General features: G+C 71.7%; 21 protein-coding genes. 14 read left to right on the forward strand and 7 right to left on the reverse strand.

Going from position 1 to position 27000, the window contains the following annotated elements:
- The first annotated feature begins 1 nt into the window (after position 1).
- The 8 genes from kduD to WMF42_RS17085 all read left to right on the forward strand — a co-directional run bounded on the left by kduD (position 2) and on the right by WMF42_RS17085 (position 8803).
- Positions 2-763: a 2-dehydro-3-deoxy-D-gluconate 5-dehydrogenase KduD gene (kduD, locus tag WMF42_RS17050; RefSeq protein ID WP_061606726.1), complete on the forward strand. Its 762-nt coding sequence runs from the start codon at positions 2-4 to the stop codon at positions 761-763.
- A 10-nt stretch (positions 764-773) separates the two neighbouring features.
- Complete coding sequence (locus tag WMF42_RS17055; RefSeq protein ID WP_437693134.1) at positions 774-1862, forward strand: PfkB family carbohydrate kinase; 1089 nt, start codon at positions 774-776, stop codon at positions 1860-1862.
- Positions 1859-2536 carry a bifunctional 4-hydroxy-2-oxoglutarate aldolase/2-dehydro-3-deoxy-phosphogluconate aldolase gene (locus WMF42_RS17060; RefSeq protein ID WP_437693136.1) on the forward strand — a complete coding sequence of 226 codons (678 nt, stop codon included), beginning with the start codon at positions 1859-1861 and terminating at the stop codon, positions 2534-2536. Before WMF42_RS17055 ends, WMF42_RS17060 begins: the two co-directional genes overlap by 4 nt.
- A 28-nt stretch (positions 2537-2564) precedes the next feature.
- Complete coding sequence (locus WMF42_RS17065) at positions 2565-2933, forward strand: cupin domain-containing protein (RefSeq protein WP_061606729.1); 369 nt, start codon at positions 2565-2567, stop codon at positions 2931-2933.
- Between the two features lie 84 nt (positions 2934-3017).
- Positions 3018-4685 (forward strand): pectate lyase, encoded by a 1668-nt coding sequence (locus tag WMF42_RS17070; protein ID WP_437693138.1) that lies wholly within the window; start codon positions 3018-3020, stop codon positions 4683-4685.
- A gap of 126 nt (positions 4686-4811) precedes the next feature.
- Entirely contained in the window at positions 4812-5990 is a 1179-nt protein-coding gene (locus WMF42_RS17075; RefSeq protein ID WP_437693140.1) for a vWA domain-containing protein, read from the forward strand.
- Between the two features lie 244 nt (positions 5991-6234).
- Entirely contained in the window at positions 6235-7947 is a 1713-nt protein-coding gene (locus WMF42_RS17080; RefSeq protein ID WP_437693142.1) for a serine/threonine-protein kinase, read from the forward strand.
- A gap of 28 nt (positions 7948-7975) precedes the next feature.
- On the forward strand, positions 7976-8803 hold the full coding sequence (locus WMF42_RS17085) for a hypothetical protein (RefSeq protein ID WP_437693144.1): 828 nt from the start codon (positions 7976-7978) through the stop codon (positions 8801-8803).
- Between the two features lie 22 nt (positions 8804-8825).
- On the opposite strand, the gene WMF42_RS17090 is transcribed toward WMF42_RS17085, so the two are convergent.
- Positions 8826-10151, reverse strand: a complete 1326-nt coding sequence (locus WMF42_RS17090) for a sigma 54-interacting transcriptional regulator (RefSeq protein WP_437693146.1) — start codon at positions 10149-10151, stop codon at positions 8826-8828.
- Between the two features lie 108 nt (positions 10152-10259).
- Here WMF42_RS17090 and WMF42_RS17095 point away from each other — a divergent pair, with 108 nt between their 5' ends.
- Both WMF42_RS17095 and WMF42_RS17100 read left to right on the forward strand, forming a co-directional pair.
- Entirely contained in the window at positions 10260-11249 is a 990-nt protein-coding gene (locus tag WMF42_RS17095; RefSeq protein ID WP_061610368.1) for a diguanylate cyclase, read from the forward strand.
- Positions 11246-11920 (forward strand): HD domain-containing protein, encoded by a 675-nt coding sequence (locus tag WMF42_RS17100; protein WP_437693148.1) that lies wholly within the window; start codon positions 11246-11248, stop codon positions 11918-11920. Before WMF42_RS17095 ends, WMF42_RS17100 begins: the two co-directional genes overlap by 4 nt.
- 22 nt (positions 11921-11942) lie before the next feature.
- Here WMF42_RS17100 and WMF42_RS17105 read toward each other — a convergent pair whose 3' ends face one another.
- Complete coding sequence (locus WMF42_RS17105) at positions 11943-12632, reverse strand: pectate lyase (protein ID WP_233562021.1); 690 nt, start codon at positions 12630-12632, stop codon at positions 11943-11945.
- Here WMF42_RS17105 and WMF42_RS17110 point away from each other — a divergent pair.
- A complete protein-coding gene (locus WMF42_RS17110; protein WP_437693151.1) occupies positions 12613-13050 on the forward strand; it encodes a hypothetical protein in 438 nt (145 codons plus the stop codon). The genes WMF42_RS17105 and WMF42_RS17110 overlap by 20 nt on opposite strands.
- Positions 13051-13271: 221 nt before the next feature.
- Here WMF42_RS17110 and WMF42_RS17115 read toward each other — a convergent pair whose 3' ends face one another.
- Both WMF42_RS17115 and WMF42_RS17120 read right to left on the reverse strand, forming a co-directional pair.
- A complete protein-coding gene (locus WMF42_RS17115) occupies positions 13272-14378 on the reverse strand; it encodes a vWA domain-containing protein (protein WP_437693153.1) in 1107 nt (368 codons plus the stop codon).
- 497 nt (positions 14379-14875) lie between these two features.
- Positions 14876-15199: a hypothetical protein gene (locus WMF42_RS17120; RefSeq protein ID WP_437693155.1), complete on the reverse strand. Its 324-nt coding sequence runs from the start codon at positions 15197-15199 to the stop codon at positions 14876-14878.
- Positions 15200-15258: 59 nt separating this feature from the next.
- On the opposite strand from WMF42_RS17120, the gene WMF42_RS17125 reads away from it, so the two are divergent.
- The gene (locus WMF42_RS17125) at positions 15259-19536 is read left to right on the forward strand and encodes a DNA topoisomerase 3 (protein ID WP_437693157.1); all 4278 of its coding nucleotides are present in this window, start codon (positions 15259-15261) and stop codon (positions 19534-19536) included.
- Between the two features lie 21 nt (positions 19537-19557).
- On the opposite strand, the gene WMF42_RS17130 is transcribed toward WMF42_RS17125, so the two are convergent.
- The 3 genes from WMF42_RS17130 to WMF42_RS17140 form a co-directional block, all read right to left on the reverse strand.
- A complete protein-coding gene (locus tag WMF42_RS17130) occupies positions 19558-19686 on the reverse strand; it encodes a hypothetical protein (protein ID WP_020736078.1) in 129 nt (42 codons plus the stop codon).
- 214 nt (positions 19687-19900) lie between these two features.
- Positions 19901-21556 (reverse strand): SBBP repeat-containing protein, encoded by a 1656-nt coding sequence (locus tag WMF42_RS17135; RefSeq protein ID WP_437693159.1) that lies wholly within the window; start codon positions 21554-21556, stop codon positions 19901-19903.
- A gap of 134 nt (positions 21557-21690) precedes the next feature.
- The gene (locus WMF42_RS17140; protein WP_437693161.1) at positions 21691-22509 is read right to left on the reverse strand and encodes an SDR family NAD(P)-dependent oxidoreductase; all 819 of its coding nucleotides are present in this window, start codon (positions 22507-22509) and stop codon (positions 21691-21693) included.
- 452 nt (positions 22510-22961) lie between these two features.
- Here WMF42_RS17140 and traA point away from each other — a divergent pair, with 452 nt between their 5' ends.
- Together traA and WMF42_RS17150 are read left to right on the forward strand one after the other, a co-directional pair.
- Positions 22962-25079: an outer membrane exchange protein TraA family protein gene (gene traA / locus WMF42_RS17145; RefSeq protein WP_437694297.1), complete on the forward strand. Its 2118-nt coding sequence runs from the start codon at positions 22962-22964 to the stop codon at positions 25077-25079.
- A complete protein-coding gene (locus WMF42_RS17150; protein ID WP_437693163.1) occupies positions 25076-26947 on the forward strand; it encodes an OmpA family protein in 1872 nt (623 codons plus the stop codon). Before traA ends, WMF42_RS17150 begins: the two co-directional genes overlap by 4 nt.
- Positions 26948-27000: the final 53 nt, after the last annotated feature.

A 27000-nucleotide genomic window follows, 5' to 3' on the forward strand; every position in this document is an offset into this window, starting at 1 on the left:
AATGACAAGCCATCCGTTTCGTTTGGACGGCAAGGTCGCGCTCGTGACGGGCTCGGCCACGGGGATCGGCGCCGCGATCGCGACAGCGCTCGCGGGCGCCGGGGCGGACGTCGCCTGTCACGGCAAGGACGATCCGGGCGAGGCCACCATGGCCGCGATCCACGGGCTCGGTCGGCGCGCCATCGGGATGTCCGCGGATCTCGCGGACCGCGCGGCCCACGCGGAGCTCGTCCGGAGGACGAAGGCAGAGCTCGGGCGCCTCGACATCCTTGTGAACAACGCGGGGCTCATCCGGAGATCGCCGGCGGTCGAGTACTCGGACGAGGACTGGGATCTCCTGATCGAGGTCAACCTGACGTCCGCGTTCCGCCTGTCGCGGATCGCTGGCAAGGAGATGCTCGAGCAGGGGTCGGGCCGGATCATCAACATCGCCTCGCTGCTCTCGTTCCAGGGAGGGATCCTGGTCCCGGCCTACGCGGCGTCGAAGGGCGGAGTCGCCCAGCTCACGAAGGCGCTCGCCAACGAGTGGGCGGCGAGGGGCGTCAACGTGAACGCGATCGCGCCCGGCTACATCGCCACGGACAACACGGCCGCGCTCCGGGCCGACGAGGGGCGCAGCCGGCAGATCCTGGAGCGCATCCCGGCCGGGCGGTGGGGAGAGCCGAGCGACATCGCCGGAGCGGCGCTGTTCCTGTGCTCGGAGGCGAGCAAGTACGTCCACGGCCACGTGCTGGTCGTCGACGGCGGTTGGATGAGCCGTTGAGGAGCCGAAGATGAAGATCCGCGATGCAAAGAGCTGCGAATGGGATCAGGTGAGCCTCGGGGAGGTGATGCTGCGCTTCGATCCGGGGGAGCGACGCATTCACACCGCGCGCACGTTCGACGTCGGCGAGGGCGGGGGAGAGTACAACGTGGCGCGGGGGCTGCGGCGCTGCTTCGGGCTGAGGACAGCCATCGTCACGTCGCTCGCGGACAACCCCGTCGGGCGGCTGATCGAGGACCTCATGCTCCAGGGCGGGGTCGACACGTCGGCCGTGCGCTGGGTCCCCTACGACGGCGTGGGACGCGAGGCGCGCAACGGCCTGAACTTCACCGAGCGCGGCTTCGGGCCACGCGCCGCCGTCGGTTGCTCGGATCGCGGCCACAGCGCGGCCTCCAGGTTGAGGCCCGGGGAGCTTCCGTGGAAGGCCCTCTTCGGCGAGCGCGGGGCGCGCTGGTTCCACACCGGCGGCATCTTCTGTGCCCTGTCCGAGACCACCGCCGGCGTGGCGCGCGAGGCCATGGAGGTGGCGCGCGAGCACGACGTGCGGATCTCGTACGATCTCAATTACCGGCCCTCGCTGTGGAAGAACTTCGGCGGCCAGCAGCGGGCGCGCGAGGTCAATCGCGCCCTGATGCCGTACGTCGACTGCCTGTTCGGCAACGAGGAGGACTTCGTCGCGGCGCTCGGCTTCGAGGTGTCGGGCGTGGACGGCAGCTACAGCCGGCTCGACACGGCGGGGTTCCGCCGGATGATCTCCGAGGTCGTCGCGGCGTACCCCAACATCTCGGTCGTGGCCACGAGCCTCAGGACGGCCAGGAGCGCGAGCGTCAACGGCTGGGGCGGTATCCTGTACTGCGACGGGGAGTTCTACGAGGCCCCGCAGCGGGACATCGAGATCCTCGATCGCGTGGGAGGCGGGGACTCGTTCGCCTCGGGGATCGTGTACGGCCTCCTGACGGAGCAGGGCCCGCAGTGGGCGCTCGAGTGCGGCGTCGCGCACGGGGCGCTGGCGATGTCGACCCCGGGGGACACCTCGATGGCGTCGCTTGGCGAGGTGCGGCGGGCGATGGGCGGGGCCAGCGCGAGGATCGAGCGATGAGCCCGTCGAGGAACCGAGAGCAGATCGTCCGCCGCATCGAGGAGATCGGCGTCGTCCCCGTGGTGCGCGCGCCCTCCGGCGCGCTCGCCGTGCGGGCCGCGCGCGCGCTGCTCGCGGGCGGCATCGAGGTCCTGGAGATCACGATGACGGTCCCGGACGCCCTCTCCGTCATGCACGAGATCGCCTCGCGCATGGGGAGCCACGTCCTCGTCGGCGCGGGCACCGTGCTCACCGCCGACGCCGCCCGCGGGTGCATCGAGGCCGGCGCGCAGTTCATCGTGAGCCCCGGGCTCAACCTCGAGGTCATCCGCGCGGCGCACGAGCTCGGGAAGGCTGTCTTCCCCGGGGCGCTCACCCCGACCGAGGTGATCACGGCGTGGAGCGCGGGCGCGGACGCGGTGAAGGTGTTCCCGTGCTCCGCGATGGGCGGCGCGAAGTACCTGCGCGCGCTGCGGGGGCCGCTGCCGGACGTGAAGATGATGCCGACCGGCGGGGTCAACCTGTCGACGGCGAGGGATTTCATCGAGGCCGGCGCCGTGGCGCTCGGGGTCGGCGGCGAGCTCGTCGACACCGCCGCGCTCGCGGCCGGCGCGGACGGGGTCGTCACGGAGCGCGCGCGCGAGTTCCTGTCCGTGGTCAGGTCCGCGCGCGCCGAGCTCAAGAAGAACGCGTGAGCGTGGCTGTCTGGAGGAGCAAAGAAGCATGATCGACGTTCAGAAGAGAGATGTTCCGAGCCTCTCGCGCGTGTCGGGCGGCGATGTGGAGTTCTTCACCCCGGAGCCTGGGCTCAGGCGGCGCGTGCTGGCCCACAACCCGAACCTGATGCTCGTCGAGCACCACATGGAGAGCGGCTGGGCCGGGGCGCGCCACAGCCACCCGCACGACCAGCTCGTCTACGTCATCCACGGGCACCTCAGGTTCTCGTGCGGAGACGAGGAGTTCGAGGCGCGATCCGGGGACAGCTTCGTCGTCCGCGGGGGCGTCGATCACCAGGCCTGGGCGCTCCAGCCGTCCGTCGTCCTCGATGTGTTCACGCCCGCCCGCGAAGATTACATGGCCCGATCGCGCTAGCCCGCCCGTCTCTCCCGACCACCACCATGGCTTTGAACCGGCCCTGCGCCCGGCGCAGCGGACGTGTCTCGACCGAGGAGCCCCATGAAACGCAGAACGTTCGCGAGTTTGACGCTCTTTCCCCTCCTGCTGGCCGCCTGCGGCGGCGGCGAGCCGGGTCCTTCGAACCCTCCCGACGTCGTGCCGCCGCAGGAGCACGCCGAGGCCCTGGCCGCGATGAGGCGCGCGGCCACCTTCATGAGCGAGGAGGTCGCCTACGAGGGCGGCTACGTGTGGAGCTACCTGCCGGATCTCTCGCGGAGCTGGGGCGAGATGGAGGCGAAGCGCACCATGCTGTGGGTGCAGCCGCCCGGCACGCCGTCGATGGGGCACCTCTACCTCGACGCCTATCACGCGACCGGCGACGAGCTCTATTACAAGGCCGCCGAGGCGGTCACCCTCGCGCTCATCGAGGCCCAGCACGAGAGCGGCGGCTGGAATTACATCTATGACTTTGCTGGTGAGGAGTCGCTCGAGGACTGGTACGACACCATCGGCAAGAACGGCTGGCGGCTCGAGGAGTTCCAGCACTACTACGGCAACGCCACCTTCGACGACGCCGGCACCGCCGTGGCCTCGCAGCTCCTCCTGCGCATGTACCTCGAGAAGAAGGACGAGCGGTTCCGCGAGCCGCTCTACAAGGCGATCGGCTTCGTCACCGAGAGCCAGTACGACGGGGGCGGCTGGCCGCAGCGGTTCCCGCTGATGGGCAAGGATGGCAAGCCCGACTACACGAGCCTCATCACGTTCAACGACGACGTGGCCGGAGAGAACATCAAGTTCCTGATCATGTGCCGCCTCGCGCTGGGCGAGTCGCAGCTGCTCGGGAACATCGAGCGCGCCATGGACAGCTTCGTCGCCCTGCAGCAGCCCGCGCCGCAGCCCGGGTGGGGCCTTCAGTTCACGCCCGAAGGCAAGCCGTCGGGGGCGCGCACCTACGAGCCGGGGGCGCTGACCACGCACACGACGGCCAACAACATCCAGCAGCTCCTGAATTTTTACAGCCTGACCGGAGACGAGAAATACATCGCCCGCGTGCCCGAGGCGCTGGACTGGCTGGAGAAGGTCGCGCTGCCGCCGGAGCTGATCGAGAGCTTCCCGGATCGCACGCACCCCACGTACATCGAGATCGGGACCGACGAGGCGCTCTACGTCCATCGGCGCGGCTCGAACGTGGTCAACGGCGAGTATTACTTCGACAAGGATCCCGGGAAGCCGATCGGCCACTACGGGCAAGCGCGCAAGCTCGACGTGCCCGCCATGCGCGCGCGCTACGAGGAGCTGACCGCGATGTCGCCCGACGCGCTGACCGCGGGCTCGCCGCTGGCGATCGCGGGGCCGGTGGAGCTGCCGAGGTACTTCTCGCTGCGCGAGGTGAAGCTCGACGACCTCTTCGCCGGCCGCACGATGACGACGACGCCGGTGACCGAGGAAGAGGCGCAGAAGGTGGTCAGCGAGCTCGACGCGGAGGGCTACTGGCCGACGAAGATCACGATGATCACCAATCCCTACATGGGTCCTGGCAGCGCTGCGCCGTATCTCGAGGACACGTACGCCATGACGCATGTCGGCGATCGCAACGATACATCGCCCTACGACCCGACCAAGGCGCCGGCGACGTACCCGGCCGAGGAGCCGCCGACGGGCATCTCGGTGGAGAGCTTCATCAAGAACATGGGCGTCCTCATCGCCCACGTCGCGCCCGTCAAGTGAGCACCCCACGCGGTGGCGCTTCGCCATGGCACCCCGCGTGCTTGGGTGTCGTGAGACCACGCGCAATCCTGGTGACTCGATGCCGGCGGCGCGACGCCGGCGCGCGGTGGTGCAAGGAGTCGAAGCATGAGATTGCTTACGGTTGCCATGTCGGTGCTGAGCGTGGCTGTGGTGGGGCTCGGGTGCGGAAGCAGCCCGGGCGACGGCGGAGGAGCAGGTGGTGGCGGGGCGGCGAGCTCCTCCGGCGGGACCTTCGGCGACGGGGGCTCGCCCGACATCGGCGGGCCCGGGCCCGGATCGAGCGGCACCGGCGACGGCAACCCGACGGGCGGAGACGGCGCGTGCGCCAGCCAGACGGCGGCCGCGTCCCTCCAGCCGGTGTACCTGGCCTTCGCGTTCGACGTGTCGGGCAGCATGGGCAAGGGCGACAAGGACTGGCACGACAAGGCGCTCAAGTGGGATCCCGTTGTCGCGGCGACCAAGCAGTTCTTCGCGGATCCCGGGTCCGAAGGGCTCACGGCGTCGCTCACGTTCTTCCCCGCCGACGACGACAAGTGCTCGACCGACGCCTACACGACGCCGGACGTGCCGCCGACGCCGCTCCCGTCGGACACCTTCGCCGCGGCGATCGATGAGGTCGAGCCAGAGACGTCGGACGACTGGCGCGGCGGCACGCCGACCGCGTGGGTGATGCGCGGCACCAGCGCGTTCATCGAGGCGCAGCGCGAGCAGACCCCCGGCAAATACGCGATCGTGCTGGTGACGGACGGCCACCCGCAAGGGTGCGACGAGGACTCCGACACGATCGAGGCCGTCGTGGCCGACGCGCAGGAGGCGCTCGCGAGCAACGTGCTGACGTACGTCATCGGGGTCGAGAACCCGCCGCTCCCGGGCGCGCAGGATACCGTGTCCGGCCTGGACAAGATCGCCGCCGCGGGTGGCACGGACAAGGCCGTCCTCATCGACACCGGCGATCCGTCGCAGACAACGGCCGCGTTCAAGGCGGCCGTCGACCGGATCCGCGGCGCCTCGGTGTCGTGCACGCTGGGGATCCCGCCCGCGCCCGACGGCAGGACGTTCGACAAGGAGAAGGTCCGCGTGAACTACGCGAGCGGATCGAACACGCCGGCGTCGCTGCCGTACGACCAGAGCTGCGCGACCGAGGACGCCTGGCGCTACGACGAGCCCGCGAACCCGACGCAGATCGTGCTCTGCGACGGCACGTGCGCCGCGGTCCAGGTGGACCTGGCGGCGGCCCTGAGCGTCGACTTCACCTGCGAGAGCGTGATCGAGGTCCCGCTCTGACAGGAGCAGCCCGCGCGGCGCCGGCGCCGTCGACCCGTGTCAACCTCGAGTTGACACTGTGGACACGCGCGGTTGCACACGCACCGCGCGACACCAGACCACCACAGCAGCGATGAGGCGCCCGTCCTCCGCCGCGCAGCGTCGAGCGACGTCGTTCGACGTTATTCGACGTCATTTCCGGCGAACGTGGGAGTGCATGTTACAGTCCAGCAACGCCGCCGAGATGTTGTAGAACAGGGCGACGATGGCAACGGCGCAGGAGCGCGAGCGGAGGACCCTCGATCGGTACACGCTCCACGGCGTGATCGCCTCGGGGGGGATGGCGTCCGTCCACTTCGGGCGCCTCGTCGGCGCGCACGGGTTCGCCCGCACGGTCGCGATCAAGCGCCTGCACCCGCAGTTCGCCAGGGACCCCGAGTTCTCGTCGATGCTCCTCGACGAGGCGCGGCTCGCGGTGCGCATCCGCCACCCGAACGTCGTCACCACGCTCGACAGCGTGCAGGCCGACGGCGAGCTCTTCCTTGTCATGGAGTACATCGCTGGCGAGTCGCTCTCGAGCCTGCTGCGCGAGGTCAGCGCGCGGGGGGGCCGGGTGCCGCATCCGGTCGTCTCCGCCATCGTCGCGGGCGCGCTGGCGGGCCTTCACGCGGCGCACGAGGCGACCGCCGAGGACGGGGCGCCGCTCCAGATCGTCCACCGCGACGTGTCGCCGCAGAACATCCTGGTCGGCGACGACGGGATCGCGCGCGTGCTCGATTTCGGGATCGCGCGCGCGGCGGTGCGGAGCCAGGTCAGCCGCGTCGGGCAGCTCAAGGGCAAGCTCAGCTACATGGCGCCAGAGCAGCTCCGCGGGGCGCCGCTGACCCGCCGCGCCGACATCTACGCCGCGTCCGTGGTGCTGTGGGAGGCGCTCACGGGACGCCGGCTGTTCTCGGGAGAGTGCGACGCGGAGATCTACGGGCGGATCCTCGAGGGCGTCGTCCAGCCGCCGAGCGCGTTCGGCGACGTGCCCAGGGAGCTCGACGAGGTGGTGCTCCGCGGCCTCCAGCGGGACCCGGAGCGGCGCTACGCGACCGCGCTGGAGATGGCCGCTGCCCTGGAGGAGGCGCTGCCGCCGGCGAGCCCGCGCGCGGTCGGCGCGTGGGTCGAGACGACGGCGGGGCCGCTGCTCGAGGCGCGGGCGAAGAGCCTCGGCGAGATCGAGACGTCGCAGCGGAGCGCCGTCCCGGCGCCGCCGCCGTCGAGCCCCGCCGCCGCGGCCCCGGCGCCGCTGCGGGAGATCGACACGAGCGCGGCGCGGTCCCCCGGCCACCGCGCGCGCCCGCCGCGGTCCTCGATGACGGTCGCGACGATGACGAGGACGGTCGAGGACATGGCGCGGCCCGCTGTCTCCGCGCTCGCGACGCCTGTCGCCGGGGCGGCGGGGCCGCGGGAGCCGAGGGCGTGGGGCACCCGCGCCACCTCGCTCGCCCTCGGGGCCGGCGCGCTCGTGCTGGCGGTTATCGCCGGGCGCTGCGGCGCGAGCCCGGGGGTCGCAGCACTGCCGGCCGAGCAGGCCAGCGCGGGCGCCTCCGCGACGCCCGCTGTCGCCGCGGTGCCGGCGCCCGCGGCGAGCACGCCCGCGGCGGGGGCCTCCGGGCCCGCGGGAGCGGCCTCCGCGCCCGCGGTGGAGGCCTCCGAGCCCGCGGCGGCCGCCGGGCTCGCGGCGGGGGCCTCTGAGCCCGCGGGAGCGGCCTCCGCGCCCGCGGCGAGCGCCTCCGCGTCTGCAGTGGCCTCCGCGCCCGCGGCGAGGGCCTCCGCCGCGCGCGCGCCCGCGGCCTCCGCGCCCGCCGCCGCGCAGACGGCGCCGTCCGCGCGGGAGCGCGCCGCGGCCACCGCGCGGCCGCGATCGCGCTGCGTGCCCCCCTACTACGTGGACGGCAGCGGCATCCGGCGGATCAAGCGTGAGTGCCTCTGAGCGGCGGAAGCGTGTAGCCTGCGCCGCGATGAAGCGGGTCCTCCTCGCCGCCGCGAGCGCGGCCGTCACGCTCCTCGCGGGCTCGCGCGCCCGGGCGCAGGGCGTCGGCGAGACGTGCGCGGGCGCGTACGAGCAGGCGCAGCAGCTCGTGCGCGATCGGGCGCTCCTGCGCGCGCGGGCGGAGCTCCGGATCTGCCTGAGCTCGTGCCCGGCGACGCTCGCCCGCGACTGCCAGAGCTGGAGCGAGATGGTCGAGCGCGACATGCCGAGCGTCGCGCTGTCGGCCACGTCCGCCGAGGGCCGCGCGCCGGGCCGCGTGCGGGTGCTCCTCGACGGCGCGCCGCTTGTCGAGGCGCTCCCGAAGGACCCGATCGAGGTCGATCCGGGGCGCCACACGCTGACGTTCGAGGACGCGGCGGGGGCGCGGGTCGTCGCCACGGTCACGCTGTCGCCGGGCGACAAGGCGCTGCCGATCGTTGTGCGCTTCCCGGCGGCCGCGCCTCCGCCCCCGCCGCGCGCCGCGGACACCGCCGCGCCGGAGCGGCAGCGCTGGCCGCTCGTGCTGGTCGGCGCCGGCGCCGTGGCGCTCGGCGTGGGCGCGTTCCTCGGCATCAAGGGGTACATCGATCGCGGCGAGCTCCGCGACAGGTGCGCGCCGAGGTGCTCGGCGGACGAGGTCGAGGCGATCGACGTCGCGTGGAAGGCCGGCGCGATCTCGGCCGGCCTGGGCTTCGCCGCGGCCGGCGTGGGCGCGCTGCTCTACTTCCAGCTCGCCCCGGCCGCCCCTGCCGCGCCGGCCGCCGGCCTGTCCTTCTCACCGGACGGCGCCGCGCTCTCGCTGCGCGCCTCGTTCTGAGCGCCGCGCCGCGCGCCGCCGGTCAACCCTTGCTGCGGATGCCGTAGCGCTCCATCAGCCGGTGGACGAGCTGCCGGGAGACGCCCATCGACGCGGCGGCCCGCGCCACGTTGCCGCCGCTCTCCCGGAGCTTCATCGCGATGTACGTGCGCTCGAACTGCTCGACGACCATGTCGCGCGCCTCGCGGAGCGGCAGCGCGGCGAACTGGCTGACGCCCAGGTCGGTGGGCCGCGGCGCCACCTTGACGATCGCCTCCTCGGCGAGGTGCGGGAACAGCATGAGCCGCGCGACGGTGTTGCGGAGCTCGCGCACGTTGCCCGGCCAGTGGTGCCCGCGGAGCAGCTCCAGCGCGTTCGGCGGCAGGTCGGCGAGCGAGCGCGGCGGCACCTGCGCCGCGAGGAAGCGCTCGACGAGCAGCGGGATGTCCTCCTTGCGCTCGCGCAGCGGCGGCACGACGGTCTCGACGACGGCGAGCCGGTAGTAGAGATCCTCGCGGAACGCCCCCGACGCGACGCGGCCCTGGAGATCGCGGTGCGTGGCGGCGATGACGCGGGCGTCGAAGGACGTGTACGCGGCGGCGCCGATGCGCCGCGCCTGGCGGGCCTCGAGCGCGCGCAGGAGCTTCGGCTGGAGATCGAGCGGGAGCTCGCCGATCTCGTCGAGGAAGAGCGTGCCGCCGCTCGCCTCCTCGAGCAGGCCGGCGCGCGCGCCCTGGGCGCCCGTGAACGCGCCCTTCGTGTAGCCGAAGAGCTCGGCCTCGATGAGGTTCGGGGCGACGGCGCTGCAGTCGAACACGACGAAGGGGCCGCCGCTGCGCGGGCTCGCCGCGTGGATGGCGCGGGCGAGGACCTCCTTGCCGGTGCCGGACTCGCCGAGCAGGAGGATCGTCTCCGAGGTGGCCGCGGCGCGCTCGAGGCGCGCGAAGAGCGCGCGCATGGGGACGCTGCTGCCGAGGGCATCGCCGAAGCTGGCCGAGGTGGAGAGCGGGACGACGACCGGGGCGCCGCCGACGCGCACGGTGAGGGGCACGCCGCCCAGGGAGGCGATGGCGCCCGGGGTGAGGAACCCCTCGACGATCAGGACGTCGTTGATGAACGTGCCGTTCTTGCTGCCGAGGTCGGTGAGGACGACCCCGCGCGGCGAGAACCGGAGCTGGCAGTGGCGGCGCGAGACGCGCGCGTCGGGGATGATGACGTCGCACTCGCCGCTCGTTCCGAGCACGAGCGGCGCGACGCCGAGGGCGGCCTCGATCGGCGGGCTCTTCTGCGGGGTGACGAGGATGCGCAGGTCCGGGAGCTCGACCGCGTCGCTTCGGAGGGTCGTGATCGTCCGGGTGGGGTCGTGCATGGATCGCGCGGGAGGGGGACGGGGCAGCATCTCTGAATTTCCGGCGGATTTCCAGCGCGCGGTGCGTCCCGGGCGCTGGGCGCACCGCCGCCAGGTTATCCTCGTGCGGTGCTCGAGTTCACGCAGTCCGAGGCCAAGGTCGTGTCCCAGTGCGTCACCCGCTTCACGGATGCGTTCCGCCGCCACGTGGCGGACGTGATCCGGCAGGAGTTCCGCGGCTACGAGCCGCCGGAGGTGACGGAGCTCATCGGGCAGCTGAGCCTCCTCGGGCGGCAGCTCGAGCTGCGCCAGCCGCAGGTGCAGATCCACGACACGCAGGGCCCGCTGCTCAAGCGCATCCTGATAAGCCTCCGGCGCGAGAGCGCCACGGCGATCGAGGAGCCGCTGCAGAAGGCCGTGAACGCCGACACGATCCGGCACCTCCGGCGCGAGGTCCACGGGCTGGAGCAGCTGATGGCCGCGCCGTGGTTCGCCGCCACGCGGGCGCTCCAGGTGCCGCAGCTGACGGACTACATGTCGATCCGGCACGCCGAGGCCGTGCTGCCGGAGGCGCCGCCGCTGCGGCCGCGCGAGTACGACGAGAAGTTCCACATCCTCGAGGCGCCCGGGCTCTTCCTGCCGGATCTGTCGCACTACCGGGCGCGCTGCGCGCTGCGCGGCGCCGCGATCGCCGTGGCGTTCATCGACATCGACGACTTCAAGGCGTTCAACGTGCAGCACACCGAGACGGCGGTCGATCTCCACGTGCTCCCGCCGCTCATGGAGAGCATCGAGGCGCACGTCTTCGCGCACGGGCATGCGTACCGGTTCGGCGGCGACGAGTACATGATCACGCTGCCCAACGCGACGCGCGCGTGGGCGGTGGACTTCCTGCGCGCGCTCCAGGAGCGGCTCGCCCGCCGCCGCTACCGCCGCGTCGAGCGGCCGCCGACGATCTCCGCCGGGCTGTGCGTCGCTGACGTCGACTGCTTCCTGACGGATCGCGAGATCCAGGGGCGCGCCAACCTCGCGAAGAACCACGCGAAGGTCGTCGAGAAGGGGCGCATCGCGACGTACGACGGGGAGCGGTTCCGCCCCGAGGACCTGGTGCTGGTGTGAGGCCGGACGCCGCTTCCGGGGCGGGCGAGGCGCGCGCCGACGGGGGTGCGGGGGGTGCGCCGCCGGAGGCGCCGGGCGGGCTGGTCCTGCCCGAGCCGCTGTGGAGCGCGGTGCGCGCGGCGTACGGCGAGCCCGGGCGCGCGTACCACGACCTCGACCACGTGCGCGAGGTGCTCCGCCGGGTGGACGAGGTCGCCCGCGACGTCGGCTGGCGGAGGCCGCGGGAGGTGTTCCTGGCCGCGCTCTTCCACGACGCCGTGTACGTGCCCGGCCGCCGCGACAACGAGGCGCGCAGCGCGGCGCTCGCGCGCGAGGCGGTGGCGCGCTGGCTGCCCGGCGAGGGGCTCGACGAGGGCCTCATCGAGCGGCTCATCCTGCTCACGGCGCGCCACGGCGCGCTCGGGCCGGCGGACGTCGATGACGAAGAGGCCCTGTTCCTGGACTGTGACATGGCGATCCTGGGCAGCGATCCGGCGGCGTTCGACGCGTACGACCGGGCGATCGCCGCGGAGTACAGCGCCGTGCCGCCCGAGCTTTACGCCGCGGGCCGGCGGCATTTCTTCGAGAGGCTGCTCGCCCTCGAGCACATCTTCCTGTCGCCCTATTTCAGGGAGCGCCTCGAGGCGCTCGCGCGCGACAACCTGCGCCGGAAGCTCGAGGCGGCATCGTAGCGGGGCGGAGCGGGCTCGGCCCTCACCAGCTCTTGATGTCGCTCTTGCTCACGTGACACGTGGCGGTGTTCCACTGGCTCGCGCCGCCGTGGAGCTTCTCCGACTCGCCCATGTGGTCGGTGACGGCCCGGTACTCCTGGCAGATCTTCGGCTTGTCGTCGCCCTCGTCGTACCCGCCCTTGACGTAGAGGTTCGTGATCGTGACCGTGTCCCGGTAGTTCTGGTTCGCTCCCGCGACAGTCGTCCTGACCTTGTCCACCCGGACGTTGTCGATGACCAGGTTGCGCGGGCCGCCGTTGGCGGTGCAATCGCCGCAGGAGCGCCAGAGCTTCCCGAAGTCGGCGATGTACGAGTTCGTGACGATCGTCGTGGAGCCGCCCTTGGCGTTGTGCTGGAAGATCTTGTCGGCGGAGTGCAGGGCGATCGAGCTGTTGATGCGCATCGTCGCGCCGTCCTTGCTGTTGGTCGCCGCGTCCTCGCAGACGTCCTCCCAGTAGACGTGATCGAGGGTGCAGTCGCCCTTGCAGACGATGCCGTTGCCGGCGGGGAGGCCGCCCGCGATGATGAGGTTCTTGACGGTGACCCCGTCCTCGACCTCGAACACCGTCTTCTGGCCCTCGCCGTCGTCGCAATCGGCGGTGTTGTTCACGCCGATCTTCTGGTTGTTGAAGTCGTAGACGTCCTGCCCGCCGTTGGCGGCGTTCTTCAGCACCGTCGTCGAGGTCCTGATCTCGCCGGCGCCGTTCGTGGGCGTCGGGATCTCCATCGGGATCTCGTCGCCGAGCGGCTCCTCGCCGCCGGCGCCGCCGGTGCCGCTGCTCGTGGTGCTCGCGGCCGTGGTGCTCGCGCTCGTGCTGCCCGCTGTCGTGCTGCTCGCGCTCGTGCTGCCCGCTGTCGTGCTGCTCGCGCTGCTCGCGCTGCCGCCGCCGCTCCCCGCTGTCGTGCTCCCGCCGGTCGCGGCGGAGCTGCTGCTCGAGCTGCTGCCTCCCTGGCCCCCGTCGTCCGGCGTCCCCGCGTCGTCCGAACAGCCGAGCTGGGAGGCGCCGGCGGCGCCGATCACGAGCAGCAAAGTGAAGGCTGACTTCAATCCGAATCTCATCTCGCTACCTCTCGTTCTGGATTCACGCTGACGGCCCGCGGACCCCGGGCTGGCCTCTGGGTCGACTCCTACACGAATGCAAGCGGCGATCCAGGGGGTGCGGCGGACTTCGGGCGCCGCGCGGGCGTGGGCCGCGGCCGGGGTGTCAACGCGAGGTCGACACCGGTTGACGCTCGCTGTTGACGCGCAGGGGCTCTGGACGGCGATCTTTCGATGGGATCCGCGCCGGCCTGTCGGCGCGCGCTCCGCAGCTCAGTAGATCGGGTCGTCCTTGCAGCCGAAGATCACCTTGACGGAGCCGGCGCCGGTGCTCGCCACCTGTTCGCACGCGGGGCCGTGGAGCTCGATGGTCATCATGTCGGGCCCCGTGTAGTCCCAGCCGTCCGTGCCCGTGGTGTCTTGCAGGACCGCCTGGTCCCCGACGAACACGCCGACGTGGTCCGGGTTCGGCGGCGGCGCGCTCAGCGGGAACAGGCAGGTCGAGACCTCTCCCGTGATCGTCAGCAGCGACGTCACGAGCTCGTCCTTCGTCGCCGCGAGGTAGAACCTCGGCGCGAGCGGATCCGGGTCCTGGCGCGGCTCGAGCCCCGCGACGGCGAGGCCGTCGAGCGCCTTGACCTTGCTCTCTTGCGACGCGATCCCGACCACGAACGTATGGAATCCGGCGGCGGCCGCGTCCGTCACCGCCTGCACGGCGAACTCGTCCGAGTCGCTCTTGGGGCACGACGGGTCTCCGTCCGTCGCGAGCAGGATGTACTTCGGGTCGTCGTTGTGGATCGCCTGCAGGTACTCGACCGCCTTGTTGATGGCGTCGCCTGTCGGCGTGCCGTCGCCCTCGGGGGTCGTGCTCGAGATTGCCTGATTCACCGTGGGCGCGTTGTTGCTCGCGATCGGGATCAGGATATCGCCCGGGAAGCTCTCCTCGGTGCAGGTGCCTGTCCTGTCGCCCTGTGGGAACACCTTCAGGCCCCAGGAGGCCGCCTCGTTCGTCGCCGCGATCACCTCCTGCAAGGCGGGCACGACGATGTCCCATTTCGACGGTGTGCCCTCGTCCCCGCTCGGATCGTCCTGCATCGACGCCGAGCGATCGAGGACGAGCAGGATGCTGGCCGGCCTGCGTTCGACGTCGAAGTTCTGACGCCCGCAGTCCGCCTGCTCTCCGCCGGTCGTGGCGCCAGGGGTGAAGTCGCCTCCGGGCTCGCCCCCCGCCGCGCCGCCGAAGTCGTCGACTCCGGGGCCGGCGCCGGTGCCCGGAGCGCCGCTGCTGCCATCGCTGCTTCTGTCGCTGTCGCTGCTCGCCGTACAGCCCGACAGCGCTGCCAGTACAACGACGGAACAAACCAAGGATGCTCTCCGCATGCTGCCTCTCGTAAGTGGACTCCGGGCGACGCCCTCACTGTCGCTCTGCCGGCGCCTGCGCTCCCGGGCAGGGGCCAGCAGGCGCGTCAGCGAGTGTCCTGCGTCACCGGAGCCTTTTGCTGGATTCCCACGATGCGCGTGGCGGGCTCAGGGCGCCCGTGCGCTGCTCGCGGGGAGTTCACGGCAAGGAGCGTGCCCTGGCGCGCGGCGGGGGGCCCGAGGGCGCCCTCGTGGCGTGCTGACTTGTATATTCCGCGCAAAGACCCCTGGCGCCCCATCTCTCGTGGCGGGCGCCCTGCGCCGTCGCCCGAGGCTGTCCACCGCGGGTTGACGCGGTGGACGCTCGCTGGTGCCTCCGCGGCCGGGCGTTCTCACGGTTCATGAACGGGGCCGACGGCCTGATCGACATCGTCCGGCGATGTTCGGCTCTGCCGGCCTGATCGATCGGCGCCAGAGGAGGATGGACGACCTGGAGGCGCGGACCGAGCAGGCCCAGCTCACCCCTTCCAGCCGGGCGGCGGCTCGGCGAAGCCCGTCTCGGCGGGGAACGGGCTGGCGGTCTCGCGCTGGGAGAGCCCGTCGACGTCGATCCCGAGCGCCCGCAGCCCCTCGCGCTGCTCGTAGCGGATCACCAGCACGGCCGCGGGCTTCGGCGGCGCCCTTTCGAACTGCGTCGAGGTGATGCGCGACTTGCGCCGCTCGCCGAACGTCGTGCCGAGCCCCTTCGGCGCCGCGGGGGCCGGCACGAAGCCGGGGGCGGGCGCGGCCCGGGCGCGCGCTTCCGGGCCGGCGCGGTTCTCGATACCGCCTGGGGCCGCCACGCGCTATCACGGCACCCGCGGGAGGCGCGGGCGGCGCTCGTTCCTCCCGGGTTGCCCGAATGATCGCTGTGGTCGCAGAGAAGCCCGCCGTCGCCCGCGACATCGCCGCGGTGCTCGGGGCCTCGCGGCGCGGCGAGGGCTTCCTCGAGGGGGGCGGCTACGTCGTCACGTGGGCGGTGGGGCACCTCGTCGCCATCGCCGAGCCGCACCAGATCGACCCTGCCTGGAAGCGCTGGCGCCTCGATCTCCTCCCGATGCTGCCGGCGCGCTTTCCGCTCGTCGTCCTCCCCGGGACGCGGGCGCAGTTCGAGATCGTCCGGAAGATCCTTGGCCGGCGCGATGTCCAGCGCGTCGTCTGCGCGACCGACGCGGGCCGCGAGGGCGAGCTCATCTTCCGCTACATCTACGAGGCGGCCGGCTGCACGAAGCCGGTCGACAGGCTCTGGATATCGAGCCTCACCCCCGACGCCATCCGCGACGGGCTCCGCCGGCTGCGCGACGCGTGCAGCTACGACGGCCTCGCCGACGCGGCGCGCGGCCGCAGCCGGGCGGACTGGCTCGTCGGCATGAACCTCTCGCGCGCCTACAGCCTCGCCTTCGACCAGGACCTCTCGGTGGGCCGCGTGCAGACGCCGACGCTGTCCGTTGTCGTCGAGCGCGAGCTCGCCATCCGGCGGTTCGTCCCCGAGCCGTACCTCGAGGTCGTCGCTACCTTCTCCCCCTACAGGGACGACGGCGCGGGCGCCGCCGGGTCGTCGTACAAGGGCACGTATTTCCGCGACAAGGATCCCCCCGGCGAGCAGCCCGGCGCCGCGGGCGGCGGCGAGCCGCGCGAGGCGCGCGAGACAGCGCCGCTGCGGAGGCGCCTGCCGCCGGACGGCGAGGAGGCGGCGCGCATCGTCGAGCGGGCCCGGCGCGGCGAGGCGCGCATCGAGGCGATCCGGTCCGAGTCCCGCCGCCTCCCGCCGCCGCTGCTCTACGACCTGACCGAGCTCCAGCGGCACGCGAACCGCCTTTACGGCTTCTCCGCGCAGAGGACGCTCGAGGTCGCCCAGGCGCTCTACGAGCGCAGGAAGCTCATCAGCTATCCGCGCACCGACAGCCGTCACCTCTCGACCGAGATCGCCGCGACGCTCGGCGCGGTGGTGCAGGCGATCGAGGGCTCTTACAGCGGCATGCTCGCCCCGGGCACGGGGACCCGGCCGCTCGGAAGGCGCTTCGTCGACGACGCCAGGGTCGGCGATCACCACGCCATCATCCCCACGGGGGCGCGGTCGTCGCGCGCGGATCTGTCGACCGATGAGCAGAAGATCTTCGATCTCATCTGCCGGCGCCTGCTCTCGGCGTGGCACGAGGATCACGTCACGTCGATCACGACGGTCATCACGGCGATCACGACGCGCGGCCGCGGCGAGGGCGCCGGCGCGCCGATCGTGGACCGCTATCACAGCGCGGGCAGCGTCGTGGAGAAGGCCGGGTGGAAGGTGCTCGACATCGGCTACGGCAAGCCGCCGGCCAAGCCGCGCAAGAAGGGGGATGCCAGGGAGGACGGGGAGGGGCGCGACGGCGACGAGGGGGAGGGCGAGCGCGAGCGGGAGACCGCAGATCAGCAGCTCCCGGCGGGCCTCGTGAAGGGGCAGGTGCAGCTCGTGCTCGACGCGCAGGCGCTGGCGAAGAAGACGCGCCCGCCGCCGCGCTTCACCGAGGCGACGCTGCTCACCGCCATGGAGACGGCGGGCAGCAGCCTCGACGAGAAGGAGCTCTCCGAGGCGATGAAGGACTCGGGCCTCGGCACCCCGGCCACGCGGGCCGCGATCATCGAGACGCTCCTGCGGCGCGAGTACCTCGTGCGCAAGGGCAAGCTGCTGCACGCGACCGACAAGGGCGTCGGGCTGATCGAGGTCGTCCACGCGGACGTGAAGAGCCCCGCGATGACGGGCGCCTGGGAGGCGAAGCTCGCCCGCATGGCCCGGGGCGCCGGCGATCTGCCCTCCTTCATGGCAGGCATCGAGTCGTACGTGCGCCACGTGGTGGAGGAGGTGAGCGCCGGGCGTCGCCCGGCAGCGGGCGCCTCGCCCTGGCCGGGCGCAGAAGCGTCTCCCTCGCGGGAAGGCGGCGAGGTGAGGCGTCCCGGAAACAGGCGCGGATCCGCGGCCGTCGCGCCGGCTGCGCCGCAGGAGCGCGAGGCGCCGCGCGCGACGGCGCGTCGCGGGCCGGGCAGCAGCGCGGCGGTCGCGCCGGTCGCTGCGTCGCGCGGCGCGCTTCAGACGGTCGCGGCGGCGGCCGCGGCATCGTCGCCGGCGCGGGCGCAGGCGCGGGCTCGTCCGGCAGCCGTGGTGCCCATGCCGGAGCGACCCGCGGCGGCGGCGCCCCCGCGGGCGCGTGCGGCGGTCGCGGCTTCACCTCCGGCTGGTGGGGTGGATCGGGCATCATCGCCGTCGCGCGCTGCGGCCATCGCGCCGTCGCGCGCCGCGGCGATTGCACCGTCGCCTGTGCGCGCCGCGGCCGTCGCCCCCTCCCGGGAGCGCCGGCCGGCGGATCTCCTCGATCTGCTCCAGCAGTGCTTCGGCTTCCGCGCCTTCCGCCCCTACCAGGAGGCCGTCTGCCGGACGGCGGCCGCGGGGAGCGACGTGCTGCTCGTCATGCCAACCGGCGCCGGCAAATCGCTCTGTTACCAGCTCCCCGGGATCGCCCGCGGCGGCACGACGCTCGTCGTGAGCCCGCTCATCGCCCTCATGGAGGACCAGGCCGCGAAGCTCCGGGCGTGCGGCTTCGCCGCCGAGCGCATCCACTCCGGCCGGAGCCGGGCCGAATCCCGGCAGGCCTGCATCGATTACCTCGCTGGCGCGCTCGACTTCCTGTTCATCGCCCCCGAGCGGCTCCGCGTGCCCGGCTTCCCCGAGCTGCTCTCGCGGAGGAAGCCGTCGCTCGTCGCGGTCGACGAGGCCCATTGCATCTCCAAATGGGGACACGACTTCCGCCCTGATTATCGCATGCTCGGCCAGCGCCTCCCGGCGCTCCGTCCGGCGCCGGTCATCGCGCTGACAGCGACAGCCACGCCTGTCGTGCAGGACGACATCGTCGAGCAGCTCGGGCTCACGACAGCGGCGCGCTTCATTCACGGCTTCCGGCGGAGCAACCTGGGTATCGAGATCCTCGAGGTCAGCCCCGGGGAGCGCCTCGCCCGGGTGCGCGCGCTGCTCGGGCAGGAGGGCCGCACGCCCGCCATCGTCTATGCGCCGACACGGAAGGAGGCCGAGGCGCTCGCCTCCGGCCTGGCCGAGGAGCTGCCTGCCGAGGCGTACCACGCGGGCCTGGCCCCCCAGGTGCGCGACCGGATCCAGACGGCATTTCTGGACGGCAGCACCGAGGTCATCGTCGCCACGATCGCCTTCGGTATGGGCATCGACAAGCCCGACGTGCGCACGGTCATCCACGCCGGGCTGCCCGGGAGCGTCGAGGGCTATTACCAGGAGATCGGCCGCGCTGGCCGCGACGGGCTCCCGTCGCGGGCCGTGCTGATGCACTCGTACGTCGATCGGCGAATGCACGAGTTCTTCCACGAGCGCGACTACCCTGAGCCGGCGATCCTGCAGCGGATCGAGGGGGCGCTCTCGGCGGAGCCCCGCCCGCGGGAGGAGATCCTGGGCGATCTCGGGATGGATCCCGAGGTCGCGGACAAGGCCCTGGAGAAGCTCTGGATCCACGGCGGCGCGCGCGTCGGCGGCGACGGGGGCGTCGCGCTGGGGGAGCCGGGGTGGCGCGCGCCCTACGAGGCGCAGCGGCGCCACAAGCTCGCCGAGCTCTTGCAGATGGCGCGGTTCACCGAGAGCCACGGCTGCCGCATGCTCCACCTGGTCCGCCATTTCGGCGACCAGGAGGACACCGGCGAGGCGTGCGGGCTGTGCGACGTGTGCGCGCCGGCCGCGTGCGCGGCGCGGGAGTTCCGGGCGCCGAGCCGCGACGAGGCGCAGGCGATCGCGCGGATCCTCGCGGCGCTGCGCGACGGCGAGCAGCCGACAGGGCGGCTCTACCGCGAGGTGTTCGCCGACGGGTCGCTCGAGCGGCGCGACTTCGAGCACCTCCTCGGCGGCCTGGTGCGGGCGGGCCTCGTGGAGGTGCGCGACGACTCGTTCGAGAAGGCGGGCGAGACAATCGCCTACCAGCGCGCGTCGCTCACGCCGCGGGGCCGCCAGGGCGAGGCGCGCGGCGTGAGCGACATCCAGCTCGCGAAGGCTCCGCCCAAGGTGAAGAAGCGGCAAGGCGCGAAGTCGCCGGACGCGCGGCGGGCGTTCTTCGCCCGCAAGGCGCAGCGGAAGAAGGGCCGCTCGCGCTGATCGAGCGCGCCCGCGCGGCGCTCAGCGGAAGATGCCGAAGTGGCCGAGCACCCACCAGAGCAGGACGAAGATGAGGATGGTGCTGAAGCACCCGCCCCCGAGCTTCTTCGCGCCGTAACCTGCTGCAATCCCACGCAGAATCTTGCTCATCGAACGACCTCCGGCCCCGTGTCGGGGTGATCGACGGGCAAAGCAACGGGGGTGCCACGGAGAGGGGGGCGCAATTTCGCGGCGGGAATCGATGGTCTCGCTCGCTTGATGGTGGGAACGTCCACGCGCGCGCCACAGTGAGGCGTTTCGCTACGCTGGAGGCTCGTGGCCGCGGCTTATCGGCCGAGCCCAGGCAGCCGGAGCGACGGCGGGCTCATCGGCCGAGCTTGGCGATGACGAGCTGCTGGCGGCCGTCGGCTCCGAGGTTGGGGAGGGGGCCCGCGCCCCAATCGGCGTCCGGTGCTCTCGTCCAGCCCGCGACGAGCGCCTCGCCGTCCGGCGAGCTGGCGACGGCGTAGGGAACGGCGTCCTTGCCAAGGAAGCGATGCCAGACGAGCTCCGCGTCGGGGCTGAGCTTCACGACGAAGCCGGCGTCGTCCGCCAGAGGGAGTGGGCCGTTGCCGAGGTCGATCTCCTGCTGAGCGTTTCCGACGACGACGACGTTGTCGAAGGGGTCGAGCGCAAGGCCGCGGGCCATCTGACTATCCGTCCCGCCAAGTGTACGCACCCATCCCACGGTGCCGTTGGCCTCGAACTGCACCACGAAGACGTCCCTGTTGACCGACGTTATTGTGTGTGAACCTATCTGCAGTTCGCCACTGTGATCTCCGGCCAACACAGGCCTTCCCGAGGAATCTACGGCAATGCCCATCACGTCGACACCTGCCGGGCTCGGCCCGATGGGGCGCATCGTCCTGATCCAGTCCGGTACTCCGGACGGCGTGAGTTTCATGACGAAGCTGCCTCGATCCAGCGTGAACCTATCGAGCTCGGCGGTTCCAAGCGTCGAGCCAGCCATGAAGATATTGTTCGAACGATCGGTCGCAATGGCCGCAGCGTTTACTGACGCCCCTGATCTGCCGAGGCGGCGGGCCCAACAGCCCGGCGCAGTCACGAGGCCTGTGGCACCGTCGAGCTTCGCCACGAAGATGTCCGAGTCACCGTCGGGCTGGATGGGCCCGCTGCCGAAGTCGATCGGGCGACTAAAACTTCCCGCCACGATCACATCATCGTTGGCATCGATCGCGACGGCGCTGATCCCGCCGCCCTCCGGGCCCTTGGTCCAGATGCGCTTGCCCGATGCATCGAGCTTCGCGATGAATGGCCCCGCTGGAAGGGGCCCATCGCCGAAGTCGATGCCGCTATCGCTGATACCGCTCAGAATCGGGTTGCCCTTGAAGTCGACGGCGAGCGCCCACGGCTCGTCCGGGTAAAAGTCACCAAACTTCTTGGACCACAGGGGCTCTCCAGTAGGGCTCAGCTTGAGGAGCAGTATATCGGTGGTGCTGGCAGACGAGAGTGTATGGTCGCCGATCGTGATGGTGTCCAAGAAGGCGCCGCTCACGAACATGTTGCCGTCGGCATCACTCGCGATGTCCATGAGGTAGACATCTCCCGTCTGTTTGTACGCGGTCGTCCAGGCGACGCACTCCAGGCCATCACAGTTCTCATCGTCCGCCGCGTCGCAGCGCTCGACCGCCGGCAGGACCTCTCCCTCGCATACGCCCCAGGTCCCGTCGGCGTTGCATGTGCTCCTCCCTTCCCGGCACATCCCCTCGTTCCTGGTGACCGGCGGGCCGCCGTAGCACGCTTCCGACGTGTCCGGCGTGCAGGGGGTGGCCTCAACGTCTCCGCCGGCGCCCCCAGCGCTGCCGGCGCCCCCAGCGCTGCCGGCGCCCCCAGCGCCGCCGGCGCCCGTGCCGCCCGGCAACTGATCGGCGAACTCGTCGAGGCCGAGCAGCGACGCGCACCCGTTGGCGAACAGGGTCAGGGTGACGACAGAACCAAGGACGTACGCTCGTGCTTGCATGAGATGGTCTACGCGCTCGCGACCTGCCGCGGGATCGGTTGTGCGGACGGCAGAGCGGAGGCTATCACAGCAGCAGCGCCGCCGGCGCCGAGTCTCCCGAACGAGCGCCATGGGGTATCGCGCGAGCTTTCGCCCTAGTCTCGGGCTCGTCGAGGTGGCGCGCCATAGCCGAGGAAGGACAGCCCTATCCGCGATGAGAGACGGCGAATCGCCGCGCGCGGGAGAAGGCGGGAGAGCTGGGCGGTCGCCGTGCTCAGCGCGGTCGGGACGGCGACCACGTCGCCCCGATCCGCCGCCGCGATGCCGTACGCCGCGCAGCGCTCGGCGGTGAGCTCGAACGGCACCTTCCTGCGCGGCACGCCGGGCGCGCCTGCGTCGAATATCTCCGTGGTCACCGGCCCAGGACACAGCGCCGTCACCGTGACGCCGGTCCCGTCGAGCTCCACGGAGAGGCTCTCGGAGAGAGAGAGCACGAACGCCTTGGTGGCCCCATACACCGCCTGTCCCGGGGTCGGCTGGAACGCGGCGAGCGACGCGACGTTGAGCACGCGCCCTCCGCCGCGCGCCACGAGCTCGGGGACGATCGCCGCGCAGAGCGCGACGACGCTCTCGCAGTTGAGCCGCACCAGCATCGCCTGTGCTGCCGGGTCGCCGTCCAGAAAGGGCCCGAACCGCGTCGTGCCGGCGTTGTTGACCAGCCAGGTCGCGCCGCCCAGCGCGCGCGCGCGATCCCGCACGCGGACAGCCGCGCCTTCCGTCGTGACGTCGAGCTCGAGCGGGTGGATGGGCGCGTGCCCGGCGGCGCGCGCCCCCGCCGAGAGCTCCTCCAGACGGTGCGCCCGCCGCCCGATGGCGAGCACCGGCTGCCCGCGCGCCGAGAGCTGGCGTGCGAGCTCCGCGCCGATGCCGGACGAGGCGCCTGTGACGATCGCGAGACCCGAGGTCATGGTCATGGGAGCGATCCCTTTACGCTGCGCCGCCATGGATCGCGAGGGGGCCGTTGCCCCCCTGCGCATGGACGCTCCGCGGGCGCGCTCGACTCGAGCGTGGTTCGCCGCGTCGCGTAATGCACGCGGAGATGCCACGGATGCGTCATCCGGTGCGAACAGACACCGTCGTGATGTCGGCATCGCACCGTGTCAGCTCCTGCGTACGAGCGCGTGCCGCCCGCGGCGCATCGTTTCGATCGAGGCGGTCGCTGGACGGGCGCACCGCGTCGTGGTCTCGTGGCATGAGGAGCTGAAGGGTCGCCCCCTACATCTGGGCGAGCGGCTGGCGAGCTGTTCGGAGCTTGCAGACGCCTGCGCGCCCCGGGTAGCCTAGGGACCGTGCTCTTGACGTCAGGTGGTAGGACGCCGCGAACGGCGCCAGGAAGCCGTGAGCGATGCTGAGCCGCGATCGCGCCATGCGCACTCGAGGACTTGCTCTGGCCGCTGCGGCCCTGTGCGTCGCGCTGCCGGGGCAGGTGCGCGCGCAGCCGAGGCCAGACCCGGTCACCATCTCGGCGCCCGCCATCGCGGAGTTGCCGGAGGTCGAGGGGACCGGACTCTGCGCGGCGTCGGCTCTATCGCCTCCCGGTGAAGTGGAGCAGTGGTTCTACGTGTCCGGCGCTAGTGACGATCCCAGGAAGTTGGACACGCGCGTGGCCTATATCGAAAAGGTCAACGCCTTCCTGGAGAGCGACGACTACAAGCCCACACGTCTAGAATACGTCATCCGGACCCTTCTGGATTTCAGCAACAACAATACCACTGCCGCGCCGAACACCGCAGGCCCGCTGAGCTTCGGCGACTTCACCGGGCTGATGTCGCCCACATGCAAGGAGGGCGGGTGCGACTTCCCGTGGAACAGCCACGGCACCGACCAGCCGTTCGGCTCGCGGCTCCGCGGGTTCCTGCGTGTCCCCGCGGAGCTCGCCGGCAGGCCGGTCCATATCGGCTTCTATGCCGACGACGCGGTGAGCCTCGCTTTCTTCGACAGGGTCTCTGGCATGAAGCCGGTCGTCGTCCGCCCGCCGAGGCTCGGTCTCCCGACGTATCGCGTCACGAACACGGTCACGTTCGAGAAGCCGGGCCTGTACCCGCTCGAGGTCCTCTACGCGGAGCTCTGGGAGCACGCGGCGCTCGAGATGTCCTTCCTCGTCGGGGACTTCGATGATTTCGAGCTCGGCGCGCGCGAGATGGGCAGCGTGAACCTCAAGGACGCCGGCTTCAGCCTCTTCGAGCCCGCCCAGTTCTACCAGACGCTGAGCGGCTCGCCGTCGTTCCCCGACATCGACCAGTGCCAGCAGTGCAGTCGCGCCTTCGCCGGCCTCCCCGGCAACGCTCAGTGCGACACGGGCTACTACTGCAACGAGGCCGCCCTCTGCGCCCCGTGCGACACCGCGTACTACTGCGGGGAGTCCTGCTCGCGCTGCGAGGGTGAGGCGCAGTTCTGCATCGACGTGAGCGGCAACCGCCAGTGCGCCCAGTGCCGCACCAGCGCGGACTGCAAGGACGGCTTCGTCTGCGACCCCGAGACGCACGAGTGCAAGGAAGAGTACGAGTGCGAGACCGACGCGGACTGCCTGCGCGGCAAGATCTGCGTCGATCACACCTGCGTCGTGTGCGACACCGCCGACCGGTGCGCCGGCAACTCGTGCAACTGCTGTCCCAACGGCATCAACGGCACGCAGATGGACTGCGCGGCCGTCGAGCCGGGCGGCGACCCGATGTGCGTCGAGTGCCTCGAGGACGCGCAGTGCCCCGCCGGCAAGCGGTGTCACGTCCCGACGGGCCACTGCGTCGACGCCATCCCGGAGAACGCGCAGCCCAACTGCTGCGGCGAGGGCTGCGTCGACTGCGCCCATCCCGAGGACCCGAACGATCCGCAGACGCCGCCGGTGGATTTCTGCCTCCCCGGGCCCGTCGGGACGGCGTGCGCCGCGTGCCGCAACGACATGGACTGCGCCGAGGGCCAGTACTGCCTGAGCGGCGAGTGCAAGGAGTGCGTCAAGGACCGGCGCTGCGGGCTGCGCTGCGATAGCTGCGGCGACGACACGCCGTTCTGCCTCGGCCAGTTCGCCGAGACAGCGGCCTGCGTGCGCTGCACCTCGGACGAGCAGTGCGCCGGCACGACGTGCAACCCCGAGACGCACGCGTGCGAGCCGGGGTGCCTGGCGACCTGCGCCGAGGACACCCCGTTCTGCGACGGCGAGAAGTGCGTCGAGTGCTACGCCGACACCCAGTGTCCCTGCGGCAACACCTGCGATCTCGCGACCAACACGTGCGACATCTCCTGCAAGTCGAACGTCGACTGCCTCGGCAACGAGCACTGCCGCTGGACCGACGAGGCGGACGCCAAGGAGTGCGCGCTCGGCCCGATGCCTGACAACGTCGCGTGCGGCGGCACCCTCGCCGAGATCTGCAGCGTCTCGGTCGTCGGCCAGAAGGGCGGCGACCCGCGGCCCGCCGGGCTCCTCGCCCTCGCGGCGCTGGCCCTGCTCGAAAGAAAGCGCCGGCAGAGCCGCGGAGGTGTCTCGTGAGAAGGCGCTCGTCCCTCCTCGCTCCGCTCCTCGCGCTCTCCGCGCTGCTCGCCGGGAGCCCCGCGCTCGCCGTGGAGGGGCGCTTCGACGCGCAGGTCTTCCGCCCGGCGGCCGCGCCGCGCGACCTCGTGATGGTCCAGAAGTCCGAGGTCATCGGGAACCTCTCCCCGACCGTCGGCCTCTACAGCGACATCGCGGCCGACCCGCTCGTGCTCTTCCTCGCGGGCGACGACACGAAGCAGGCCGTCAACGCCATCACCGGGCGGCTCGAGCTCGCGCTCCTCGCGGGCATCGGCTTCTTCGACGTCTTCGACGTCACGATGACCATGCCGCTCATCCTCTTCCAGGAGGGCGGCAACCTCCGGCGCTTCGGCACCGAGGGCTCGGTCAAGAGCTCCACGGTCGGCGATCTCCGCCTCTCGACGAAGATCTCGCTCCCGTACCTGAACCGGAAGGAGCAGGTCAAGGAGGGGTTCGGGATGGCGATCGCGGGCAACCTCAACTTCCCCACGGGCGACCAGAACGCGTTCGCCAGCGACGGCGCGCTGAGCGGCGGCGCGACGCTGATCGGCGACTACCGCTTCAACTTCGGGCTGCTCCTCGCGGCGAACGCCGGCATCTGGCTCCGGCCCGACAACCAGTTCGCGGGCGTTCGCGTCGGCGACATGGCGCAGTTCGGCGTGGCGGCCGAGCAGTACGTCGTGCAGCGCTGGGGCCTCTCCGTCATCGGCGAGGTGTACGGCTACCCCTCGCTCACCGGCTACCCCGACGATCCCGGGCAGATCCCCGCGGAGGCGCTCCTCGGTCTGCGCTGGCAGACCAAGCACGGCATCACGATCACCTTCGGCGGCAGCTTCGGCGCGGCGTGCGGCTTCGGCGCGCCCGCGATCCGCTTCTTCAACGTCATCACGTGGCAGCCGAAGACCTCGCAGGAGCAGGAGGAGATCAACCGCCTGCAGCAGCGCGACAACGACGATCCGGACCGCGACGGGCTCATCGGCGCGGCGGACCGCTGCCCCGACGTGCCGGGCAGCCCTGAGAACTTCGGCTGTCCGGACCTGGACACCGACGGCGACGGCTTCTTCGATCGCGACGACCAGTGCCCCGACAAGCCCGCCGGCCCGCACGGGAAGAACGGCTGCCCGCTCGCCTTCGTCAAGGGCGACGAGATCGTGATCACCGAGCAGGTCCACTTCGCGACCGACAGGGACATCATCCTCGAGGACTCGAACCCGACGCTCGAGGCCGTCGCGCAGGTGCTGATCGACAACCCGGACATCCGCGAGGTGCGGATCGAGGGCCACACCGACGTGCGCGCGACCGACCTGTACAACATGGCGCTGTCCCAGCGCCGCGTGGCGAGCGTCATGGCGTACCTGATCGCGAAGGGCGTCGACCCCTCGCGGCTCCAGGCGGTCGGCTACGGGCACACGCAGCCCATCTACGACGACACCGGCTGCACCGGTCCGGACGCGCAGCTCTCGCCCGACTGCCAGTTCATGACGTCGAAGAACCGGCGCGTTGTCTTCCGCATCCTGCGTTACGGCACCGCGGGGGCGAGGCCGCTCACCGGGGCGCCGGAGGGGACCGAGCAGATCCTGCCGTCGGGCGGGGTGCTGCCGCAGAAGTCGCAGGGCACGCTGCCGACCCAGGGCACGCTGCCTGGGCAGGGCGTCCTCAAGCCGAACGTGCTGCCGAGCGGGGGCTCCAGCCTTCCGCCGGCCGGCGGCGTGCCGGGCGAGGCGGCTCCGCTGCCCAACCGGCGTGATGCGGGGGGGCTGCCGAGCGGCACGAAGGTTCTGCCAAGATCCGGCACGCCAGGGCCGGCGCCCTCGTCGTCGGGCCAGCCGCCTGCTCCGCAAAAGTAGGACGCTGCGGTCTCGGGCCTTCTCTTCTCCGAGCGCCATGAGCGTGGGGAGGA

This window comes from Sorangium sp. So ce176, assembly GCF_051519835.1.
In the GTDB taxonomy this organism is placed as follows: domain Bacteria; phylum Myxococcota_A; class Polyangia; order Polyangiales; family Polyangiaceae; genus Sorangium; species Sorangium cellulosum_G.